General features: G+C 37.7%; 19 protein-coding genes. 11 read left to right on the forward strand and 8 right to left on the reverse strand.

Annotated features, from left to right (window positions below; all coding sequences use genetic code 11):
* Positions 1-36: 36 nt before the first annotated feature.
* The 6 genes from JNG87_RS14100 to JNG87_RS14125 all read left to right on the forward strand — a co-directional run bounded on the left by JNG87_RS14100 (position 37) and on the right by JNG87_RS14125 (position 6,508).
* A complete protein-coding gene (locus JNG87_RS14100; RefSeq protein ID WP_110010111.1) occupies positions 37-261 on the forward strand; it encodes a microviridin/marinostatin family tricyclic proteinase inhibitor in 225 nt (74 codons plus the stop codon).
* A gap of 73 nt (positions 262-334) precedes the next feature.
* Entirely contained in the window at positions 335-1,291 is a 957-nt protein-coding gene (locus tag JNG87_RS14105; protein ID WP_202838954.1) for an MvdC family ATP-grasp ribosomal peptide maturase, read from the forward strand.
* A complete protein-coding gene (locus tag JNG87_RS14110; RefSeq protein ID WP_202838955.1) occupies positions 1,284-2,288 on the forward strand; it encodes an MvdD family ATP-grasp ribosomal peptide maturase in 1,005 nt (334 codons plus the stop codon). The genes JNG87_RS14105 and JNG87_RS14110 overlap by 8 nt, the downstream gene beginning before the upstream one ends.
* A gap of 258 nt (positions 2,289-2,546) precedes the next feature.
* Positions 2,547-3,560: an NAD-dependent epimerase/dehydratase family protein gene (locus JNG87_RS14115; RefSeq protein WP_202838956.1), complete on the forward strand. Its 1,014-nt coding sequence runs from the start codon at positions 2,547-2,549 to the stop codon at positions 3,558-3,560.
* Complete coding sequence (locus JNG87_RS14120) at positions 3,557-5,323, forward strand: AMP-dependent synthetase/ligase (RefSeq protein ID WP_202838957.1); 1,767 nt, start codon at positions 3,557-3,559, stop codon at positions 5,321-5,323. The genes JNG87_RS14115 and JNG87_RS14120 overlap by 4 nt, the downstream gene beginning before the upstream one ends.
* A gap of 126 nt (positions 5,324-5,449) precedes the next feature.
* Entirely contained in the window at positions 5,450-6,508 is a 1,059-nt protein-coding gene (locus JNG87_RS14125) for a diphosphomevalonate/mevalonate 3,5-bisphosphate decarboxylase family protein (protein WP_202838958.1), read from the forward strand.
* A 44-nt stretch (positions 6,509-6,552) separates the two neighbouring features.
* Here the strand turns inward: JNG87_RS14125 and JNG87_RS14130 are convergent, their stop codons facing one another.
* Positions 6,553-7,635, reverse strand: coding sequence for an endonuclease/exonuclease/phosphatase family protein (locus tag JNG87_RS14130; RefSeq protein WP_202838959.1), 1,083 nt, complete (start codon positions 7,633-7,635; stop codon positions 6,553-6,555).
* A gap of 110 nt (positions 7,636-7,745) precedes the next feature.
* On the opposite strand from JNG87_RS14130, the gene JNG87_RS14135 reads away from it, so the two are divergent.
* Together JNG87_RS14135 and JNG87_RS14140 are read left to right on the forward strand one after the other, a co-directional pair.
* A complete protein-coding gene (locus JNG87_RS14135; RefSeq protein WP_123279427.1) occupies positions 7,746-8,186 on the forward strand; it encodes a nuclear transport factor 2 family protein in 441 nt (146 codons plus the stop codon).
* Between the two features lie 33 nt (positions 8,187-8,219).
* A complete protein-coding gene (locus JNG87_RS14140) occupies positions 8,220-8,597 on the forward strand; it encodes a VOC family protein (RefSeq protein ID WP_202838960.1) in 378 nt (125 codons plus the stop codon).
* A 4-nt stretch (positions 8,598-8,601) separates the two neighbouring features.
* Here the strand turns inward: JNG87_RS14140 and JNG87_RS14145 are convergent, their stop codons facing one another.
* Both JNG87_RS14145 and JNG87_RS14150 read right to left on the reverse strand, forming a co-directional pair.
* Complete coding sequence (locus tag JNG87_RS14145; RefSeq protein WP_202838961.1) at positions 8,602-8,985, reverse strand: DUF1634 domain-containing protein; 384 nt, start codon at positions 8,983-8,985, stop codon at positions 8,602-8,604.
* Entirely contained in the window at positions 8,985-9,815 is an 831-nt protein-coding gene (locus tag JNG87_RS14150) for a sulfite exporter TauE/SafE family protein (RefSeq protein WP_076597404.1), read from the reverse strand. The genes JNG87_RS14145 and JNG87_RS14150 overlap by 1 nt, the downstream gene beginning before the upstream one ends.
* Before the next feature lie 85 nt (positions 9,816-9,900).
* Between JNG87_RS14150 and JNG87_RS14155 the strand changes: the two genes are divergently transcribed.
* Both JNG87_RS14155 and JNG87_RS14160 read left to right on the forward strand, forming a co-directional pair.
* Positions 9,901-10,464 (forward strand): DUF1543 domain-containing protein, encoded by a 564-nt coding sequence (locus JNG87_RS14155; protein ID WP_228432438.1) that lies wholly within the window; start codon positions 9,901-9,903, stop codon positions 10,462-10,464.
* Between the two features lie 24 nt (positions 10,465-10,488).
* Positions 10,489-11,601 (forward strand): 5-(carboxyamino)imidazole ribonucleotide synthase, encoded by a 1,113-nt coding sequence (locus JNG87_RS14160; protein WP_123279428.1) that lies wholly within the window; start codon positions 10,489-10,491, stop codon positions 11,599-11,601.
* 227 nt (positions 11,602-11,828) lie between these two features.
* Here JNG87_RS14160 and JNG87_RS14165 read toward each other — a convergent pair whose 3' ends face one another.
* From JNG87_RS14165 to JNG87_RS14180, 4 genes are all read right to left on the reverse strand, one after another.
* Positions 11,829-12,641: a hypothetical protein gene (locus JNG87_RS14165; RefSeq protein ID WP_202838962.1), complete on the reverse strand. Its 813-nt coding sequence runs from the start codon at positions 12,639-12,641 to the stop codon at positions 11,829-11,831.
* 233 nt (positions 12,642-12,874) lie between these two features.
* Complete coding sequence (locus JNG87_RS14170; RefSeq protein ID WP_120231911.1) at positions 12,875-14,998, reverse strand: cation:proton antiporter; 2,124 nt, start codon at positions 14,996-14,998, stop codon at positions 12,875-12,877.
* A gap of 6 nt (positions 14,999-15,004) precedes the next feature.
* A complete protein-coding gene (locus JNG87_RS14175; RefSeq protein ID WP_202838963.1) occupies positions 15,005-15,571 on the reverse strand; it encodes a hypothetical protein in 567 nt (188 codons plus the stop codon).
* Positions 15,572-15,713: 142 nt separating this feature from the next.
* Positions 15,714-16,622, reverse strand: coding sequence for a DMT family transporter (locus tag JNG87_RS14180; protein WP_202838964.1), 909 nt, complete (start codon positions 16,620-16,622; stop codon positions 15,714-15,716).
* A gap of 256 nt (positions 16,623-16,878) precedes the next feature.
* Here JNG87_RS14180 and purE point away from each other — a divergent pair, with 256 nt between their 5' ends.
* The gene (purE, locus tag JNG87_RS14185) at positions 16,879-17,382 is read left to right on the forward strand and encodes a 5-(carboxyamino)imidazole ribonucleotide mutase (protein ID WP_062674497.1); all 504 of its coding nucleotides are present in this window, start codon (positions 16,879-16,881) and stop codon (positions 17,380-17,382) included.
* Between the two features lie 50 nt (positions 17,383-17,432).
* On the opposite strand, the gene JNG87_RS14190 is transcribed toward purE, so the two are convergent.
* Entirely contained in the window at positions 17,433-18,992 is a 1,560-nt protein-coding gene (locus JNG87_RS14190) for a BspA family leucine-rich repeat surface protein (RefSeq protein ID WP_202838965.1), read from the reverse strand.
* Position 18,993 lies beyond the last annotated feature (1 nt).

Consider the following 18,993-nt stretch of genomic DNA (forward strand, 5'->3'; position numbering starts at 1 on the left):
TAAGCTAAATTATAATCCAACCAAAACTAAAACATTATGAAAAGCAACAACTCAAAGAAGAAGCCGTTTTTCGCATCATTCCTGGAAAAACAGGTGAAGGATCCCGAAACTGTAAAAGGAGGAAGTGACATCACACTTGCTGAAACAGATTTGATTACAAAGCCGACAATAGACACGGTAACCTCTCCAAAAGATGATATGATGCACACGCTGAAATATCCATCTGACGGTGATGATGATACAATCACTATTCCACTATAATAAGTAGAATATTCAATAAAATAATAGGGGAAACTTAAATAGTAAGTTTCCCTTTTTAATAAAAAACCGGCAAATGATTCTCTGCATCACCCACTCACAGGATTTTTATAATATTGATCTCTTTTTCGAATATCTTACCTCTAAAAATATTCCCTTTTTCAGACTGAATTCTGACCGCCTGAACCATCTTCAGAAAATCAGTATTCATGAAGATTCATTTGAATTGACTGACGAATCAGGAAATACCATCCATTCTGATGATATCAAAGGCGTATGGCACAGAAAAGCCTGGAGGATCAGTGCACCCGAAGAACTGGATCAGGATTATGAAAAAATCTTTCTCAACGAATATGGCAGCCTGAGGTATAACCTGATAACGGCTTTAGAACATATTCCCTGGATCAACCCTTATGAAAACGAAAAAAAAATCGACGGTAATAAGATCTTTCAGCTGAAAATTGCACAAAGAAATAATTTAACCATTCCCAAAACCATTTTTTCTAATGATGAAGAAAAAATAACCACATTTTTCCATCAGTACTGCCAGGGAAAAGCCATTGCGAAGCTTCACGGAGTTACCGCAAAAACAATGTCAGGGGAAAATATGATTTCCACTACAGTTATTGAGGAAGAATCCCTGGAACACCTTTCAGATATTGCATACTGTCCGATGATTTTTCAACCCTATATTGAAAAACAATATGAATTACGAATCGTGTATGTAGATGGTGAGTTTTTCACAGGAAAAATCAATAACAGTGAAAATGCAGACTGGAGAGTTGCCCGCGAAGGATATTTCTGGGAAGCCTACGAATTACCTGATGCTATTAAAGCCAATCTCACTTACATGATGAAAGAAATGGGACTTTATATAGGAGCGATCGATATGATCAAAGGAAGAGACGGGGCGTATTATTTCCTTGAAGTCAATCCTCAGGGAGAATGGGGAATGCTTCAGAAAGAACTGGGATTTCCCATTGCAGAAAAAATTGCCGATAACCTTATCGAAAGAATTAATTTCCATGAATAAAATTTTAATAATTACCCATACCGCAGATAACTTTTCCATTGAAAAAGTAACAGAATACATTGAAAAAAATAATTGTGAAGTCATTCGCTTTGATGTAGACGTTTATCCATTACAAAACAAACTGTCCACTATTTTCCAGGATGGAGAATGGGTAAGTTACCTTGAAACGCCTGAAACAAAACATCGTTTGGACGATATTTCTGCCATATGGTACAGAAGAGCCTACAATATCGGAAAAGGATTAAAGGAAGAAATGGACTCAAAATTTTACGGTGCGGCTATGGGAGAAATCAGAAATACCCTTTTCGGTTTCTTCGAATCTGTGGATGCTTATTCTCTGGGAAAACCAAGTGTTTACAGAAGACTCGACAGCAAAGAAGAACAATTGAAAATTGCAGATAAATTAGGGCTGACCATTCCGGCAACCTGTCTTACTAATAATCCTGATGAAGCAAGGAAATTTATTCTGAAACATCAGAATGTGATTGCCAAAATGCAGACCGGGTTTGCTATCTATGAAGACGGGGTAGAAAATGTAGTGTTTACCAATGTTGTTGGCGAAGATAAACTGGAAGAACTGGATTCATTGCTGTATTGTCCGATGCAGTTTCAGCAGATGATTCAGAAGAAAAAAGAACTTCGTATTACCATTGTGGGAAGAGACGTTTACGCATTCGAAATAGATTCCCAGCAGTCTGAAGATGCCAAAATAGACTGGAGAAAAGACGGGGTTAATTTGATTGATAAATGGAGCAGAACAGAACTTCCGGCAGATGTAGAAGCAAAACTGCTTGAACTGCTTGATACTTATAATGTAGATTATGGAGCCATAGATATGATTGTTTCTCCTGAAGACGAATATTATTTTATCGAGATCAATGCGGCAGGAGAGTTCTTCTGGCTGGATAATCTTACAGATGGAAACCTTATTTCCAAAAGCATTGCAGATGTTCTCTGCGACAAAGCGCCAAGAAGAAATAATGAGGTAATGGCGTAAGCAATAAAGAATTTTAAATATAAAAAGTCCTGAAAGTTGTCAATTCTTTCAGGACTTTTCACTTGGATACCCTTTTGTGATTTAAATTTTCAGGTTTGTGGTATTCGGAATGATAATATTGGTTAAATTAAGTTGAATTATGCTTTAAAAATCGCAAATTTGCAAAAACGGTTTTTCCAAATAATTTTTACCGATCCGGAAGCATTGCCGGATAGAAAATATTGTTATATTTTAGTCAGCAATCAAGTAAAATAATTAATGATTTTTGTAACGGGGGCTACCGGAATTCTGGGAAGAATAATTGTACTGGAACTTCTTAAAAGAGGGAAAAGTGTACGTGCTTCCAAACGGCCGGGCAGCAATTTAAACGAAGTAAAGCATTCATACAGCTTTTATACGGAGAATCCTGACGATTTTTTCAATAAAATTGAATGGGTAAATGTAGATTTTGATGATCTCGATTCTTTAAAAACTGCACTGCAAGGCGTAGATGAGGTGTATCACTGTGCTGCCAAAGTAAGTTTTCATCCGAAAGATGAAAAAGAAATGTACCATACCAATATCAAGGGTACGGAAAATCTTTTGTTTGCCTGTGAAGGATCCGACGTTAAAAAATTTCTCCACGTAAGTTCTGTTGCCGTTCTTGATAATTTCAATGAAAAAGGAGAACTGGACGAAGATTCTGACTTTAATCCAAAACTGGAACATTCTGCCTACGCCATCTCTAAGCATTTATCCGAAATGGAGGCATGGAGAGCATCAGCAGAAGGACTGAATGTGGTGATCATTAATCCCGGCATGATCGTAGGAAGCGGAAACTGGAACCAAAGCAGCGGCGAGCTTTTCTCAACCTTTGAAGACAATAGCTTTACCTTTTCAGGAGGCTCTGCTTATGTCGACGTAAGGGACGTAGCCAATACGGCTATAGGATTAATGGAAAATAACCTTTTCGGAGAACGTTTTATTATTGTCGCTGAAAACAACAGATATGCTGAACTTGCCAAACAGGTAAGATCACGCCTGGGACTTAAAGATGCGAGAATTCTTTCACAATCTGTACTCAATATCGGAAGAATAGCCAACACCCTTTTCGGATGGCTGATTCCCAAACTAAGGATGGTAACCAAATCAAATATTGAGGCCATCTCTTCATTCAACACCATTTCCAATCACAAAGTCAGAGAAAAGCTGAATTATCAGTTTATTCCCGTAAAAGAAAGTATAGACTTTCACCTGAATAATTATATTAACGACAAAAAGCTGAAGAAATGAATCTTGCAGAGGCAATTATCCTTAAAAATGTAGAAAAACATCCTATAAAAGCGGCCATCGGATTTAAAAAGAAAGATGCCTGGAAAGAGCTGAGCTGGAAAAAATTCAGTGAAATTATTTTTAAAACAGCCAATGCTTTAAAAGAATCCGGAGTTCAGGAAAATGACAGAGTGGCGATTTATTCAGACAACTCATCAGAATGGATGATCATGGATCTGGCTTCTCTGGCTATCGGGGCAGTTACAGTACCCATTTATTCCACGAATAATGCTGAGCAGGCAGAACATATCATCAACGATTCCGGTGCTAAAGCCGTTTTGGTAGGAAACCAGATGCAGTACGATGCCTGTCTTGAGTTTTTACATAAAGAAGAAAACAATCTTGAAACCATTATTGTTTCTAAAAAAGCAGTGTGGATCAAGAAAGAGTTCAATAGTTTTTATCTTGAAGATTTTATCGCAAAAGCCTCGCCGGAGCTGGAGATCTGTAAGAAAGAAAATGATGATACCGCTACATTAATCTATACTTCCGGAACTACCGGAATTCCAAAAGGAGTAATGCTTACCCATGGAAATTTCATCAAAGCATTCGACTCACACTTTGAATTTTTTAAGTTTAAAAACTTTGAAGAAGAACTTTCACTGGCATTCTTACCTTTAAGCCATGTATTTGAAAGAAGCTGGAGTTTACTTTGTTTGTACGGTGGTGCCCGTGTGTATTTCCTTGAAGATCCGAAAAATGTTGCCAAAGCACTGGAAGAAGTAAAACCTACCGCCATGTGTGCAGTACCAAGATTTTTCCAGAAAGTATATGCCGGAGTTCTTGAAAAAGCGGAAGAAGGTTCAGCTCTGAAAAAGAAAATCTTTGACTGGGCGCTTAAAACCGGATGGGAAACCGCAGAATTAAGAAGAAATGAAAGACCGGTTCCTTTTGGATTAAAGTTCAAAGAATCTGTAGCTGATATGTTGGTTTTCAGTAAAATTAAAAATAAAATGGGAGGGAGATTATGGTTTTTACCTTGCGGTGGAGCTTCATTATCACCCGAAGTTACCCGTTTCTTTGAATCGGTGGGCATTCACGTAACTGTTGGATACGGATTAACGGAAACTACTGCAACATTGACCCTTTTCCCTTTAACTCACTTTGAGCATGGAACCAGTGGAAAGCCTCTTCCTGGAGTAGAAATGCGTATCGGTGAAAATGATGAAATCCAGGCCAGAGGGAACGGAATCATGAAAGGATACTACAATAAACCTGAAGAAACCCGGAAAGTATTCACAGAAGACGGATGGTTCAAAACCGGTGATGCCGGAAAGTTTGATGAGAAAGGAAACCTGATCATCACAGACAGAATTAAAGACCTGATGAAAACTTCCAACGGAAAATATATTGCTCCGCAACAGATTGAAAACCTTCTGACCAATAATAATTTTATCCAGCAGATTATGCTGATTGCGGAAGGAAGACAGTTTGTTTCAGCACTGATCGTTCCTAATTTCGAATTTTTACAGGACTATATTAAGAAAAATAATATTCCTTTTACCAATTGGGAAGATGCTGTAAAAAATGAGAAAGTAATCGATCTTTACAAAGAAAAAATCAAAGAATTACAGAGCCACCTGGCAGATTATGAAAAAGTGAAGAAATTCACGCTAATGCCGGCAGAATTTGACATTAATACAGGAGAAATTACTCCCACTCTGAAAGTCAAAAGAAATGTGGTGATCAAAAAATATGCGGATATTATAGAGAAGATGTATTAAAAATTTTAATCTCCCTTTTCACGTCAATTACAACTGAAGATGTGAAAATTCCCCTCTTTTGGAGGGGTGGCAAAAATTCAAAGAATTTTTGACGGGGTGGTTCAAAATAATGATTTAAAGTAAACTATGACAACACAGGATTTTATAGGAAAAGAAAATTTCAATATTTATACCCAAACGGTTTCAGAAAGTTGCCCGTCTAATATTGCCCTGATTAAATACTGGGGAAAATATGCTGATCAGATTCCTGCTAACCCAAGCATCAGCTACACGTTAAACCATTGTAAGACCAATACTTCAATGGAATTTACTGCGAATGAGCCTTTTTCAGTACAAACTTTTCTGGCTGGAAATGAAGAAGTGAAGTTTGCCGAAAAAATTGAAAAATATTTCAGAAATATAGAACAGTATCTTCCATGGATTCTGAAAGGAAAATATATCATCAGAACAGAGAATACATTCCCGCATAGTTCCGGGATTGCAAGTTCTGCTTCAGGATTTGGAGCGATTGCAAAATGTCTGATGGCATTGGATGTTTCATTTACAGGAAAAACTTCTGAAGAAGAATCTTTGAGAAAAGCTTCATTCTTAGCAAGATTAGGAAGTGGAAGTGCATGCCGAAGCCTATACAACGGACTTGTCGTGTGGGGTGAAACCGATGAGGTAAAAGGAAGTTCAGATTTGTTCGGAGTACAGTATCCCGATGCTGAAATTCATGAAGTATTCAAAAATTTTAATGATTGGGTTCTGTTAGTCCATGAAGGGCAGAAAAGTGTTTCTTCAACAGTAGGTCACGGCCTGATGAAGACGAATCCTTATGCAGAAAGAAGATTTCAGGAAGCAAGGGAAAATTTTATTCCCATGAAAGACATCCTGAAAAAAGGAGATATGGAAAGCTTTATCAAATTGGTAGAACATGAAGCACTTACCCTGCATGCCATGATGATGATGAGTGATCCTGCTTTTATCCTGATGAAAACAGGAACATTGGAAGTCATCAATAAAATCTGGAATTTCAGAAGAGAAACCGGTCTTCCTTTATTCTTTACGCTGGATGCAGGAGCAAATGTTCATCTTCTGTTCCCGAATAATGGGACTGAAGAACAGATTAAAGCCTTCATTGAAGCTGAATTATTACAACATACTCAGAAAAATGGAGTAGTGAAGGATATAATGAAATTTTAAATAAGAATAAATAATCAATAAGAGTGGGCTTTAGCCCACTTTTTTTAATCCTCAGTGACCACAGTTTCCCGTTCGCCATCTTCTTTCTTTCCTTCCTCGATCATGATTTCAGCCTCAGCTTTCTCTTCAGCAGTTGCTGTTTCTATCAGTTCTTCCTGTTCATCGTTGTGATGATCTATGAAAAACTCGCAGTATACCGGAAGGTGGTCTGAACCAAAATTTTCCAAGGTCTTCAGCTGTTTAATAAAAATATCTTCACTGTGAAACATCAGATCGATAGGAAACCTTAAAAGACGGTATTTCGCATGAAAGGTAGAAACGAAAGAGTATCCGATTCTCGGATCTATCAGATGACTTGTTTTTCTAAAAAGAACAGATGACCGTGACCAGGCCACATTATTGAAGTCTCCCACCACGATAACCGGTTTTTGGATGTCTTTTACACGCTTGGCAGTACTCAAAAGATCGCCATCTCTTTCCTTTGATGTTTCTTCTTCCGTAGGACTTGGCGGCGGCGGATGAACTCCAAAGAAAACAAAAGAAAAGCCATCAGCAGTTTTCATATGGATCTCTATGCTCGGAATATCATCAGCTACAAAATAATGGGTTTTCGCTTCTTTAATCTCAACTCTTGAATAAAAATGCATTCCATAGGTATTTTCAAGAGTTACTTTGTGTTGGTAGGAATATTCTTTTTCCAGAGGTCTCATTGCTTTCTCCCAGTCACTGTTGCTTTCCATCGTCATGAAAAAATCAGGGTTATGTTTTTTAACAAGCCCTATGAATTTCTCATACTCTTTATTAAACTGATATACATTGGCAGAAATAAAATGTAGTTTATCAGAAGATCTGTGACGCTGTCTGTGTTTTTTTACAGGATAGAAATGGGTGTATCTGATCAGTGTTTGGCCGTGATGAATAAACATAACCAGCAGAAGCCCCTGATAATACCAGAAATATTCTGTAGAATCTGTGAAAAAGCCTAATAAAAAAGTACATAATATAAGGTAGGTGACCTGTATTTTGGCAAATTCAGGAACTCTGAATATCCAGTGGGAATGCTGAATTTTCGGCAGTATTGTCATGACCAGAAGAACTATGGCCAGAGTCAGGTAAATAATCCACATATAAAAAGCTCTGAAATAATTTTGACCACAATTTAAGGAAAATGAATTTTAAAATTTGTTAATCAATTTAAATTTTATTTTATCTATTTTTAATTATCTAAATCTATACTATGAATAAATTAATGGCATTTCTTGTTCTGATTAGTATTTCGTGCTTCGGCCAGCAGAATACAGATATTGAAAAACCTATCCGAAACCTGTTTCTTGGTATGAAAAATGCAGATCCTGAGTTGGTAAAATCCGCTTTTGCAGAGAGTGCAGTACTTCAAACCATCACCAAGGACGGTACTGTGAAAAGTGATAGTATTTCGGATTTCATTGCTTCGGTTTCCAAATTTACAAAAGGAGATCTGGATGAAAGAATTATAGTGGAAGCCATTCATACGGATGGGAATCTGGCAACTGTTTTTACCCCTTATTCTTTTTATTTAAAAGGAAAATTATCACACTGCGGGGCTAACAGTTTTCAGCTGGTAAAACAGAATAATGAATGGAAGATCCAGTATATTATTGATACGAGAAGAAAGGATAACTGTAAAGAAATACAATAATAAAGTTCAATTGAAAATCAGGTTAAAATAAAAATGAAGATTCACCATATTGCCATCATCTGTTCAGATTACGCCGTTTCAAAAAAGTTTTATACGGAAATTTTAGATCTGAATATCATCCGTGAAGTATACCGCGAAGAAAGACAGTCTTATAAACTTGATCTTGCTATAGGAGATCATTATGTGATCGAACTGTTTTCCTTTCCCGATCCTCCCCAACGTCCCTCACGTCCCGAAGCATGTGGTTTAAGGCATCTCGCTTTCTCGGTAGAAAATGTCAGTGAAAAACGAAATGAGCTGGTAGAAAAAGGATTAAACTGTGAAGAAATCCGCATAGACGAATTCACCGGAAAAGAATTTTTCTTTACCCAGGATCCCGACCAGCTGCCGTTAGAGTTTTATGAAATGTAAAAAATTAGTGCGCGTAACCGGCAAAGAAACTCACCGCCATAATCGCTAAAACAATAGAAGAAATGACTACATATACGTAGTCTTTTTCTTTTAAATAACCTATTAAAGCGAAAACAATTCTCATAAGGGGAGTGAAGATCAGCAAAAGAATACCCAGCTGAATGATAGCCATTCCTTCTCCTTTACACAGAGAGTTCCAAAAATGTCCCCATACTTTTTCAGAAGAAGTACCTACCACAAGGCTGGTATATTTTTCGGGCATTTTAAAACCTTCAATAAATAACTTGACAAAACCAATCAATGATGTAGCCACAGACAGAATAACACCCAGTCTCAGAAGATTTCCTACCGAACGGTTCAGATCGACATCTGTAAAATTCTTTTTCATTATCTGAAACTTTTGTTGATACCGTTATACATCATATAAATGGAGAGAATGGTAATCACGATGGCAAAAAATACTTTCAATTTTTTGGTCTTCGATACCATCAGCGTTTTTGAACCGATAAAACTTCCGATCACAACTCCGATCAGTACGGGAGCTACAATTACCGGAATGATTTCTCCCCTCTGGAAATAGATCAGGGCACTGGCCACTGCTGTTACTCCGATCATGAAATTACTGGTGGTTGTAGATACTTTGAAAGGAAGCTTCATCATATTGTCCATTGCCAATACTTTCAATGCACCGGAACCTATTCCCAGAAGTCCGGACATGGCTCCTGCAAACATCATCATCAAAAATCCGGGAACTGTATTTCTTGCAGAATAGCTTTTCAATACTCCTTTATCGGGAAATGTTCCGTACAGTTTCAGCTTTTCCTCCAGACTTCCTTTTACCAAAGGTTCCTGGTGATCAGGTTTCCCTTTAAGATTTAAAATAACGGTTAAAAGAAGGATACTTGCGAAAATAATTCCGATTGTATTTGGGTTAAGCATTCCTGAAACAAGGGCTCCAATAATAGCGCCTGCTGTGGTGGCTATTTCGAGAAACATTCCGATTCTCATATTGGTAAAGCCTTCTTTTACGAAAGCTACAGCCGCACCGGAAGAGGTCCCGATCACAGAAATAAGTGAAGCACCGATAGCGTAATGCATTGGAACGCCGAATCCCAGCGTTAATAAAGGAATGATGATAACTCCTCCTCCTAAACCCGTAAGTGAACCTAAAAGACCCGCTGAAATTGCGCCAAGGAAGAGTATGATGATTTCTGACATACTACAAATAATACTACAAATATAAAATTATTGTGATAGTCTGCCAAACATTTGAAAAAGATAAATTTAACGTATTTTTGTATGCATGAAAAATGAATTGAAATTATTTTATGTCATCCTCGGGGCAACACCCAAAGGCAGAAATATAGAGCAGCACGATGTTTTCTTCGGAATTGCGGAGAATCTGAAAGATCTGATTCCTGATATGAAAGAATTTTGGAAGGAAGCAGAAGGAAAAATTCACCTGGATTGTTACCAGGAAGTGAAATTTGCAGACGGTTACAAGGTGAAAATTGTAGAAAAGGGAGAGAAGACATCAGAAAACCAGTTGTTTTTTCTGAATCTGGGAGGTTATAAGCCAGGTTTCTTTGAAGAATTTCATGAGCAGCACTTAATGGTAGGACAGTCTATGGGAGAGATTGTGAAAAGAGCAAAAGCTACCGAATTCTATCAGACCATGGGATTTGAAGGTGCAGTAAGCCATATTGATGATAAGCATGGAGTGGATATTGATGATATTTTCAATGTGAGCGATATTCTTCCTGCGTATATGAAAGAAAAATATGCTATCATTCTTCAAAAGTCTGATGAAGAAAATCAGGAGAACCCAATGGGGTTAGGCTATTTAAAAATTGATAAAATTCAATAAGAGTAAATCTAATAAAAATAAAAAATGAAAATAGGAATTCTGGGAGGCGGACAGCTGGGAAGAATGTTGATACAAAGTGCACTGAAGTATGATGATGAGTTTTATACTCTGGATCCGGCCTCTGATGCACCATGTCATAATATCTCGTATTTTACACAGGGAAATTTCAATGACTATGAAACAGTTTTGAATTTCGGAAAAGATAAAGATGTTGTAACCATTGAAATAGAACACGTAAATGCTGATGCACTGGCAGAACTTGAAAAGCAGGGAATAAAAGTGGTTCCTAATGCCAATATCATCAAAACAATTCAGCAAAAAATCCTTCAGAAAGAATTTTATAAAGCTCATGATATTCCAAGCCCGGAATTTCAGGTAGTATGGAACAGTGATGAGAAAATCATCATGCCATTGCCGTTTGTTCAGAAGATGAATACCGGAGGCTATGATGGAAAAGGAGTACAGGTGATCAAAACGGAAGAAGACTATCAGCAACTATGGACTGAACCTTCTGTCATTGAAAGTCTTGTTGATATTGAAAAAGAACTTTCTGTCATTGTAGCAAGAAACGAAAAAGGAGAAACCAATATTTTCCCGGTAACGGAAATGGTTGCCGATCCAAAACTGAATCTATTGGATTTCAATGTATGTCCGGTTCTGCTGACGGAAGATGTTCAGAACCAGATTGATTCCATTACTGAAAAATTTCTGGCTGCAGTGAACTCTCCGGGGTTGTTTGCCATCGAATTATTCCTTGATAAAGAAGGAAAAGTATGGGTAAATGAAACTGCTCCAAGGCTTCACAATTCAGGACATCAGAGTCAGGAAGGAAATACTAATTCCCAATTTGAGCAAATGTACCGCGTGGTTAAAAATTTACCATTAGCGGATACTGACGCCATCACTTACAGCGGAATGCTGAATCTTGTAGGAGCAGAAGGATATTCCGGAAAAGTAGTCTATGAAGGAATGGAAGATGTTCTTAAGCTTCCCGAAACATACATCCACTTATACGGAAAAACTGAAACCAAGCCGGGAAGAAAAATGGGACATATCAACGTTCTTGCAGATTCCAGAGAAGAGCTTATGGAAAAGCTTGTACAGGTAAAAGGAATGGTAAGAGTAATTGCTGAGTAATATCGATTTAAGATAGATAAAAGGGAGCTGTTTTAACTTTAAAAACAGCTCCCTTTTATTTTTGAACTCATTCAATAGGAACGGGCTTTAGCCCGTTTAAAAATAATTGTCAACTCAATTGGCTTTAGCCGAAGCTTAATTTTAGGTTTTCGGCTAAAGCCAATTTTATTTTGATTGTTCACATCGGGCTAAAGCCCGATCCTATTGATAATGTAATGCTTTCATGATTAAGGATTTTTAACCACCTCAATATTATCCTTTTTATAATTGTATTTAATATAACTTCCTAAAGCGGTTGATAAAACAGAAAATTCTTCCAGCGTTGTAAGCGGTGCATAGAGTTTAAACGTACAAATGTCCGTTGCAGAAATAAAAGGATTGGTTACTAAATGGCTGTGGGTAGACATAGTTACCGTTCCTCCATTTTCTAAGGCTGTAGAGGTTGGAATAAGTCTTGAGTGAAATTTTTTATGGGAAATAATATTCCCTTTTTTATCCGAAACAAAAAGATAATCATTTCCGAAAGGAATTATACCAGACTGGACAGTACCAGGTATCAAATACACCTTATAGTTTTCATTAAACGGAATAATAATCATATTAAGACTATATCCCTGTGGTACCGTTACCGAATACTTTGGGTCGGATAACTGTGGAATAATGGCAGAACGGATATTTTTTAAAATACTTTCAGTTTCATTAAGTCCCCTTTCTTTAAAATTTTCTTTGACAGGTTTTGTCTGGTTATTTTTGAAAGACAGTTCTGCAATAATCATATTACCTGCTTTATTAAGAAAGGAAGTTTTGATGGTATCGTTTTTCTGGTACGTGACATAGCTTCCTGTATTTTCAGCAAGTCTTTTATTGCTGCCTACAAGATCTCCCGCATGCCATGATGCATTTTCGTAAGAATAGAGTAGGTTTCCTTCAGTTTTGATAGAATCCAGTTTTTGTTTCAGTTCTTTATCCGAAAGGGTAAGGTTTTGTGCAGAAAGAATGATGGACACAAAAAAGAAGAGAAATCCGATAATTTGTTTCATAGGTTATTTTTTTGCCAAAATACAAAATTCAATAGGAACGGGCTTTAGCCCGTTTAAAAATAATTGTCAACTCAATTGGCTTTAGCCGAAAACTTAAAATTAAGTTCGGTTAAAGCCAATTTTATTCCTATGGAGCCCGACGCTATTGATGATTTAATTGTTTAATCATAACGAAGAATTAATTATTCGCAGAGAAGAAACTTCCGGCACCCTTCTTCCTTCTTCCAGCCTTTTTATTTAAAAATCTTCTGAATCACATTTCCAATCTCCACAAAATCCCCGTGATTTCCTACAGAACGTATTTCCGGGCTGTTTTTGTCATACTCCGAGAAAGGGAAAATCAGAAGGTAATTATTGTCTTTCAGATTCCTGTTCAGCAGTTCAGGGATCAGTCTCATTCTTGGAATATATGACTTCATACCGCGCTTGGCCATCAGAATAATCAAGGCTTCATCATCTTTCAGCTGTGCTGCGGTTCTTTCTCCGTCCTGCCATGTGCTCATGATAATGAATTCAGCTTCTATATTGGCTTTCTTTATGATTTTCTGAAGAATATCAATAATATTTTCAGGAGCATAAAAAACAACTGTAGCACCGGAATTTCGGGCAATATTCCAGACTCTCAGCAGTGCATGGAAGAACCCTGCTTCCTGATGAGCATTTTCAGGAATCATCACCGCATATTTCTTAATGGTGGAAAGCGGTTGTGCAGCATGGTAAACCAGCACATTCACATCATCATTCTGCAGATAACCATTGTAAAGGTTATACACAAAAGAAGGGGAGAACCCTTTTTCATCTTCCAATCCGATGATAAGATCCGTTATTTTCTGTTCTTTAATCACATTATTGACCCCGTTGATGACATCATTGTCATATCTTTTTAAAGCCTGCAATTTTACATCTGCCGCTGCGGCTGCATCTGCTGCCTGGTGAAGAAGTTTCTCCGCATTCTTTACCGAAGATTCATTTTTGTCTTCGTTGATGACATTCAAAGCAAAAAGATCTTCTGTATTCGAATGTGCTTTGATCAGAATTCCCAGATTCACCATTCTCTCAACAGTGGCTTCGTGGTTGATGGCTAAGAGAATATTTTCTTCCTCATGGGTATTTCCGGAAACGGTATCTTCGTTATCACTCTCAGCAATTTTCTGGGCACTCGCCATGGAAATAAAAGACGAGATCGTACATGAAATGAGGATAAGAAGAATACTTCCGTTCAGTACGTGTTCATTTAATAATCTTACAGGTTCTCCGGTTTCGGTTTCAGAAAGGATGATGTTATATCCAACCATTACGGAAGCCAGTGTTGCTGCTGCCGAAGCGGAACTTAATCCAAATATCAGTTTTCCTTCCTCTTTGGTTAGTCTGAATGTTTTCTGAGTGGCCACCGCAGAAAGGTATTTTCCTCCGATAGAGGCAACCAGCATAATTGCGGCAACTTCAAGTGTTTCCCAGCTTTTAAAGAAAACTTTAAAATCAATCAGCATTCCTACACTGATCAAAAAGAACGGGATAAATATGGCATTTCCTACAAACTCAACCCTGTTCATCAAAGAAGAAGTGTGAGGGATAAGTCTGTTTAACGCCAGTCCGGCAAAGAATGCTCCGATGATAGCTTCTACACCAGCCAGTTCAGCAAGCATAGCAGCCAGATAAATCATAACCAGTACAAAAATATACTGCGAAATTTTATCATCCACTCTTTTGAAAAACCATCGTCCTATAATAGGGAATACAATAAGTACAATGAGGGCAAAAACGACAAAAGAGACCGATAATTTAACCCAGAATTCTGTTCCCACATCACCTTGAGACATTCCCACAATCACAGCAAGTACCAATAAAGCAAGAATATCTGTGATCATCGTACCACCAACGGTGATGTTAACTGCTTTATTTTTCGCAATTCCCAACTTACTCACCAATGGATAAGCGATAAGCGTGTGAGATGAAAAAAGACTGGCAAACAGAATGGAAGTCAGCATTGAAAAGTGAAGAAGGTAATATCCACCCAGATATCCTAATACAAAAGGAACTGTAAAGGTATAGATACCAAAGGTGAGACTTTTCCATTTGTTCTTTTTAAAGTCGCCCATATCGATCTCAAGCCCGGCCAGAAACATAATGTAAAGAAGTCCGGTGGTTCCGGTTACTACAATACTGCTGTCTCTGGACAATACATTGAATCCGTTCGGACCAATGATGGCCCCGGCAATAATAAGTCCCAAAAGGTGGGGAACTTTAATTTTATTAAGCAGCAATGGTGCTGCAAGGATGATGACCAGTACTAACAGGAATTTCAGTACCGGATCTTCTATGGGAAGACTCAGGTTGTGTATACTCAGTAAAATCATATGTGTTTATTTTGTGGAACGTACTAATTCAACAGAGAACTTGGCGGTACAGCCATCAGAGGTAATGGTTCTGGTTCCTTTGATCTTGTTGTCCGAAATATCATTAAGAAGAACGCTCATTTCTACATTCTTTTTGGCCGTAGAATCGGTTTTGAAGGACAGTCTGATCTCATTGTTTTCAAACTTGCCTGTATAAAGCCTTACCAGATTATTATTGTTGATGATTTTGGTAATAGGCTGGGTAGAATCATTATCAAATTCCCAGATATCGGTACGCTGGTCGCCTACAGCATATTCGCTGCAGTTGGATTCTGTACAGATTACTTTACCGTTCCATGGTCCGGAAATTTCTGCAGGCCATGCAGCGGTGATCACTACAGAATCTTTTTTCGCAAAAATACTGTCTCTCATTTTCAGCAGAGACTGATATTCGGATTCTTTTTTTGCGAATACTTTTTCTTTCTCTAATAATTGTTTTTCCCTGTCTGTCAGGTTCTTTTCCTTCTCTTTGTAATCACAGCTTACCAATAGAAAAGTGGCAGCCAGCAATAAAAAAAATGTGTTTTTCAGCATATTGTATCGGTTGGAGTATACAATATAAGAAAAAATGAAGGAAATAGAAAATCCCCATATAACGGATCTGCTTTTAATTCTATTTAATACATTAAAAAGCAGCGGAATAGATGGGTTGAAATAATGAATATTATTTTCTGATTTACGACTCGATTCTTTGTTTTTTAAACATGGCCGGATTGTAATTGATCACAAAAACCCCAACAATAATAAGTATGGCAGCAATGATGAATTTGGCAGAAATCTTTTCATCAAGAATCAGCCAGCTTAAAAAAATGGAAATTACCGTATTGATGTAGGCCAATATGGATACCTGAACCGGAGAAACTTTGGTCAATGCATAATGAAAAGCAAAAAATGCAGCTACAGAGCCGAAGCACGATAAATAAAGCATCGCAGAAATACTTTTCAGACTCCAGTTTCCGAAATTATAGTCTTCTGAAAAAAGGAAGGCAAAAATAATCTGGATAATTCCCGCAAAGGCAAACTGGTAAAAGAGGTTCAGTGAGATATTCCCGCTTTGAATGTTCAGTTTTTTGGTGAAAATAGTTCCTGAAGCCCATCCCGCAATGGCAATGAATAAAAATAATATTCCCAGTGCATAATCCGGATTTTTCAGATCATTAATGCCATCCCAGAAAATAAAAAGAATGCCGCTGAAACACAGAACAACTCCGGTAAAAGCCCGCCAGCTGAATTTCTGCAGGCCTAAAGCCATACTTCCGAAAAACACCAGGATAGGAGAGCAGGCACTTATCAGTGAAGTAAGGCTGCTGGTAACTTCCTCTTCCGCTACTGTAGTCATTCCGTTTGCAATCACAAGCATTAATAAAGAGAAGATCAACTGATACTTCAGACTTGTCCAGCCTATCCATTTGAATTCTTTTCTATAGGTAAGAATAAGGAACATGATAATCGCTGCAAGAAATTGACGTATTCCTGCGACAAACCAGGCGGGTATTGTTTCTACCGCAACCCTTATCGATAAAAACGTAGTACCCCAGACAATAGCAACGGTACATACAGCCAGTGTAAGTTTATAATCTTTCAATTTAATGTGGTGTAACAACAAATATATCTATTTTCCCAGGAATTGTTATGGATACAGATGCTGTAATTTATAGGAGTACAGATGAAAAATCTGAGCCAACAAGATCTTTATTTATTCTTTACATTTTAAATGGAAGATCTATTGAAAGATTAAATTATTTTTAGGAATTATAATCATAAATCGTTTCCCGGATTTTTTGTAATTATTCCTCTTTACATTTTTATTTTTTATCTTTGAACATCTAATAAAATTGAAGATGGTAGGAATTATTATGGGCAGTCAGAGTGATCTGCCGATTATGGAACAGGCTGCAAATTTTCTTAAAAGCCTTGATATCCCTTATGAATTGACAGTAGTTTCAGCGCACAGAACTCCGGAAAGAATGTTCGATTATGCAAAAACTGCTAAGGAAAGAGGGCTGAAGGTCATTGTAGCCGGAGCAGGTGGAGCAGCACATCTTCCGGGGATGGTGGCGAGTTGTACTACACTTCCGGTAATCGGGGTTCCTATTTTGTCCAGTAATTCTATAGACGGATGGGACTCTGTTTTATCTATCCTTCAGATGCCCGGTGGGATTCCGGTAGCTACCGTAGCTTTGAACGGAGCTTTGAATGCCGGGATTTTAGCTGCAAAAATTTTAGGAAGCGGTAATGAAGAAGTCGCTGCAAAACTTCAGAAATATCAGGATTCTTTAAAAGATAAAGTTCTGGGAACTGTGGATGATATTAAAGCACAGCACCCAAATCATTTTGATCAATAATTTATTTCAACTCAAAATAGAAGCCTCACTTTTCAGCGAGGCTTTTTATTTTATTTTTTAATGAATTTTGAAGAAATGGTCTGATCTTTCAAAATGAGCTGCAAAATATAATTTCCTTTCGGTAACGATCCTATATTGATCATTTCTTTATTAGGATTTCCTTCCAGTACAAGTCTTCCACTTGCATCAAAAATTTTGTAATTTTTAATATCACTTAATCCTTCAATATGGATATCATCTGCGGCAGGATTAGGATAAAGCAGAAATTTCTTTCTGAGCTTTATGTCTGATGAAGATAGTAAGCAGTTTCCTACCGTATCACCAGACATCGTCCATCCTTTATTAATAAGAATATCCCTTTTATCTGTTGCATTGGAAGCATAAGTCAAAGGGGCTACAATGTCTAAATCAACATTATTGGCAGTATTAGGATTATCTGCCCATCCTGCCAGTGTTTTACTGAAATTTTCACAATCCATTCCTGTCTGCATCAAAGCCTGGGCCCCGTTATTAACGCTGGCAAGATTCCAGCTTGCAAGGGAATGATTAAAGTTGGGTGTTTCCTTAAGAATCTGGTCTATTCTGGTAACCTTGGTCATATCCCAGTTTTCAAGGGAATGACTATAGGCCGTGCAGCCATGAATAGCATGTGCCATATTGGTAATTTTAGAAGTGTTCCAATGGTTTAAAGATTGGTTAAAGGCAGAATCAAAATGGAACATAAAACGGATGTCTTCAAGGCTTGAGGTATCCCAGTTATCCATTGGTTGATTATAGTTTGGGCAAAGAGCAAACATCCATTTCATATCCGTTACGCTCGAAACGTTCCAGTTGTTTAAGGTCTGGTTAAAATGTGCTCTTCCCGCAAACATAAAACTGAGATCAGTTGCAGAGGACATGTCCCAAGTATTAAAATAAGGAGGATTGAACTGATCAGAAACTGAGCTGATAACGGTGTCAAAGATCAAAGCAAACATAAATCTGAAATGCTTAACCTTAGAAGTATCCCAGTTTTGCATGGAGCTTGCGCCTGTAAAGCTTTTTGTACCATAAAACATATAAGAAGCATCTTCAACATTACTTAGATCGGGAATGTCTGTAGCAGTGATCTGAACAAGTTTACATTGGCTGAAGGCATTGTTCATCGATGTCCACACAATGTTTCCCCATTGTTCTATTTCCAGGATCTTATCAGCGCTTCCGTTGACCTGCCAGATCGGGAAAATCTGATCCGGAAGCTGAGTTTCCTGTACATCTCCGAATTTTATCTGTTGAAAAACGCCATTTCCGTTACTTACTTTTACTCTGTATTTGGCATCATTTTTTTCTGCGATCGACGTACCGAAGTCGATAAGAACCTGTTTTGTGGAGGTTACGCCGAGGAGGGAACCGTTGTGTTGTGGATATCCTACTTCTTCCCAATAGATATCATAGTTTTCACCAATTCCTGGAAACCATATCTGTTGGGAACTTGCCTGATAGGGAGCACTTACAGTAATTGGCTGTGTTATCGTGGAAGCGGGTTTCCAGATCGTGATAAATTCATTCTGGGCTTTAGCCATGAATACCAGTGTAATACAAAAGCTTACCAAAAAATTTCTGAGTAACATA

It is taken from the genome of Chryseobacterium cucumeris (assembly GCF_016775705.1).
Lineage (GTDB): Bacteria > Bacteroidota > Bacteroidia > Flavobacteriales > Weeksellaceae > Chryseobacterium > Chryseobacterium cupriresistens.

Coding starts and splice junctions, on each gene's coding strand:
- JNG87_RS14140 (WP_202838960.1), top strand. CDS start 8,220: ATGAAGATTCACCATATTGCCATCATCTGTTCAGATTACGCCGTTTCA.
- JNG87_RS14165 (WP_202838962.1), bottom strand. CDS start 12,641: ATGAAACAAATTATCGGATTTCTCTTCTTTTTTGTGTCCATCATTCTT.
- JNG87_RS14110 (WP_202838955.1), top strand. CDS start 1,284: ATGAATAAAATTTTAATAATTACCCATACCGCAGATAACTTTTCCATT.
- JNG87_RS14150 (WP_076597404.1), bottom strand. CDS start 9,815: ATGTCAGAAATCATCATACTCTTCCTTGGCGCAATTTCAGCGGGTCTT.
- JNG87_RS14190 (WP_202838965.1), bottom strand. CDS start 18,992: ATGTTACTCAGAAATTTTTTGGTAAGCTTTTGTATTACACTGGTATTC.
- JNG87_RS14160 (WP_123279428.1), top strand. CDS start 10,489: ATGAAAATAGGAATTCTGGGAGGCGGACAGCTGGGAAGAATGTTGATA.
- JNG87_RS14120 (WP_202838957.1), top strand. CDS start 3,557: ATGAATCTTGCAGAGGCAATTATCCTTAAAAATGTAGAAAAACATCCT.
- JNG87_RS14145 (WP_202838961.1), bottom strand. CDS start 8,985: ATGAAAAAGAATTTTACAGATGTCGATCTGAACCGTTCGGTAGGAAAT.
- JNG87_RS14135 (WP_123279427.1), top strand. CDS start 7,746: ATGAATAAATTAATGGCATTTCTTGTTCTGATTAGTATTTCGTGCTTC.
- JNG87_RS14115 (WP_202838956.1), top strand. CDS start 2,547: ATGATTTTTGTAACGGGGGCTACCGGAATTCTGGGAAGAATAATTGTA.
- JNG87_RS14100 (WP_110010111.1), top strand. CDS start 37: ATGAAAAGCAACAACTCAAAGAAGAAGCCGTTTTTCGCATCATTCCTG.
- JNG87_RS14155 (WP_228432438.1), top strand. CDS start 9,901: ATGAAAAATGAATTGAAATTATTTTATGTCATCCTCGGGGCAACACCC.
- purE (WP_062674497.1), top strand. CDS start 16,879: ATGGTAGGAATTATTATGGGCAGTCAGAGTGATCTGCCGATTATGGAA.
- JNG87_RS14170 (WP_120231911.1), bottom strand. CDS start 14,998: ATGATTTTACTGAGTATACACAACCTGAGTCTTCCCATAGAAGATCCG.
- JNG87_RS14125 (WP_202838958.1), top strand. CDS start 5,450: ATGACAACACAGGATTTTATAGGAAAAGAAAATTTCAATATTTATACC.
- JNG87_RS14175 (WP_202838963.1), bottom strand. CDS start 15,571: ATGCTGAAAAACACATTTTTTTTATTGCTGGCTGCCACTTTTCTATTG.
- JNG87_RS14105 (WP_202838954.1), top strand. CDS start 335: ATGATTCTCTGCATCACCCACTCACAGGATTTTTATAATATTGATCTC.
- JNG87_RS14130 (WP_202838959.1), bottom strand. CDS start 7,635: ATGTGGATTATTTACCTGACTCTGGCCATAGTTCTTCTGGTCATGACA.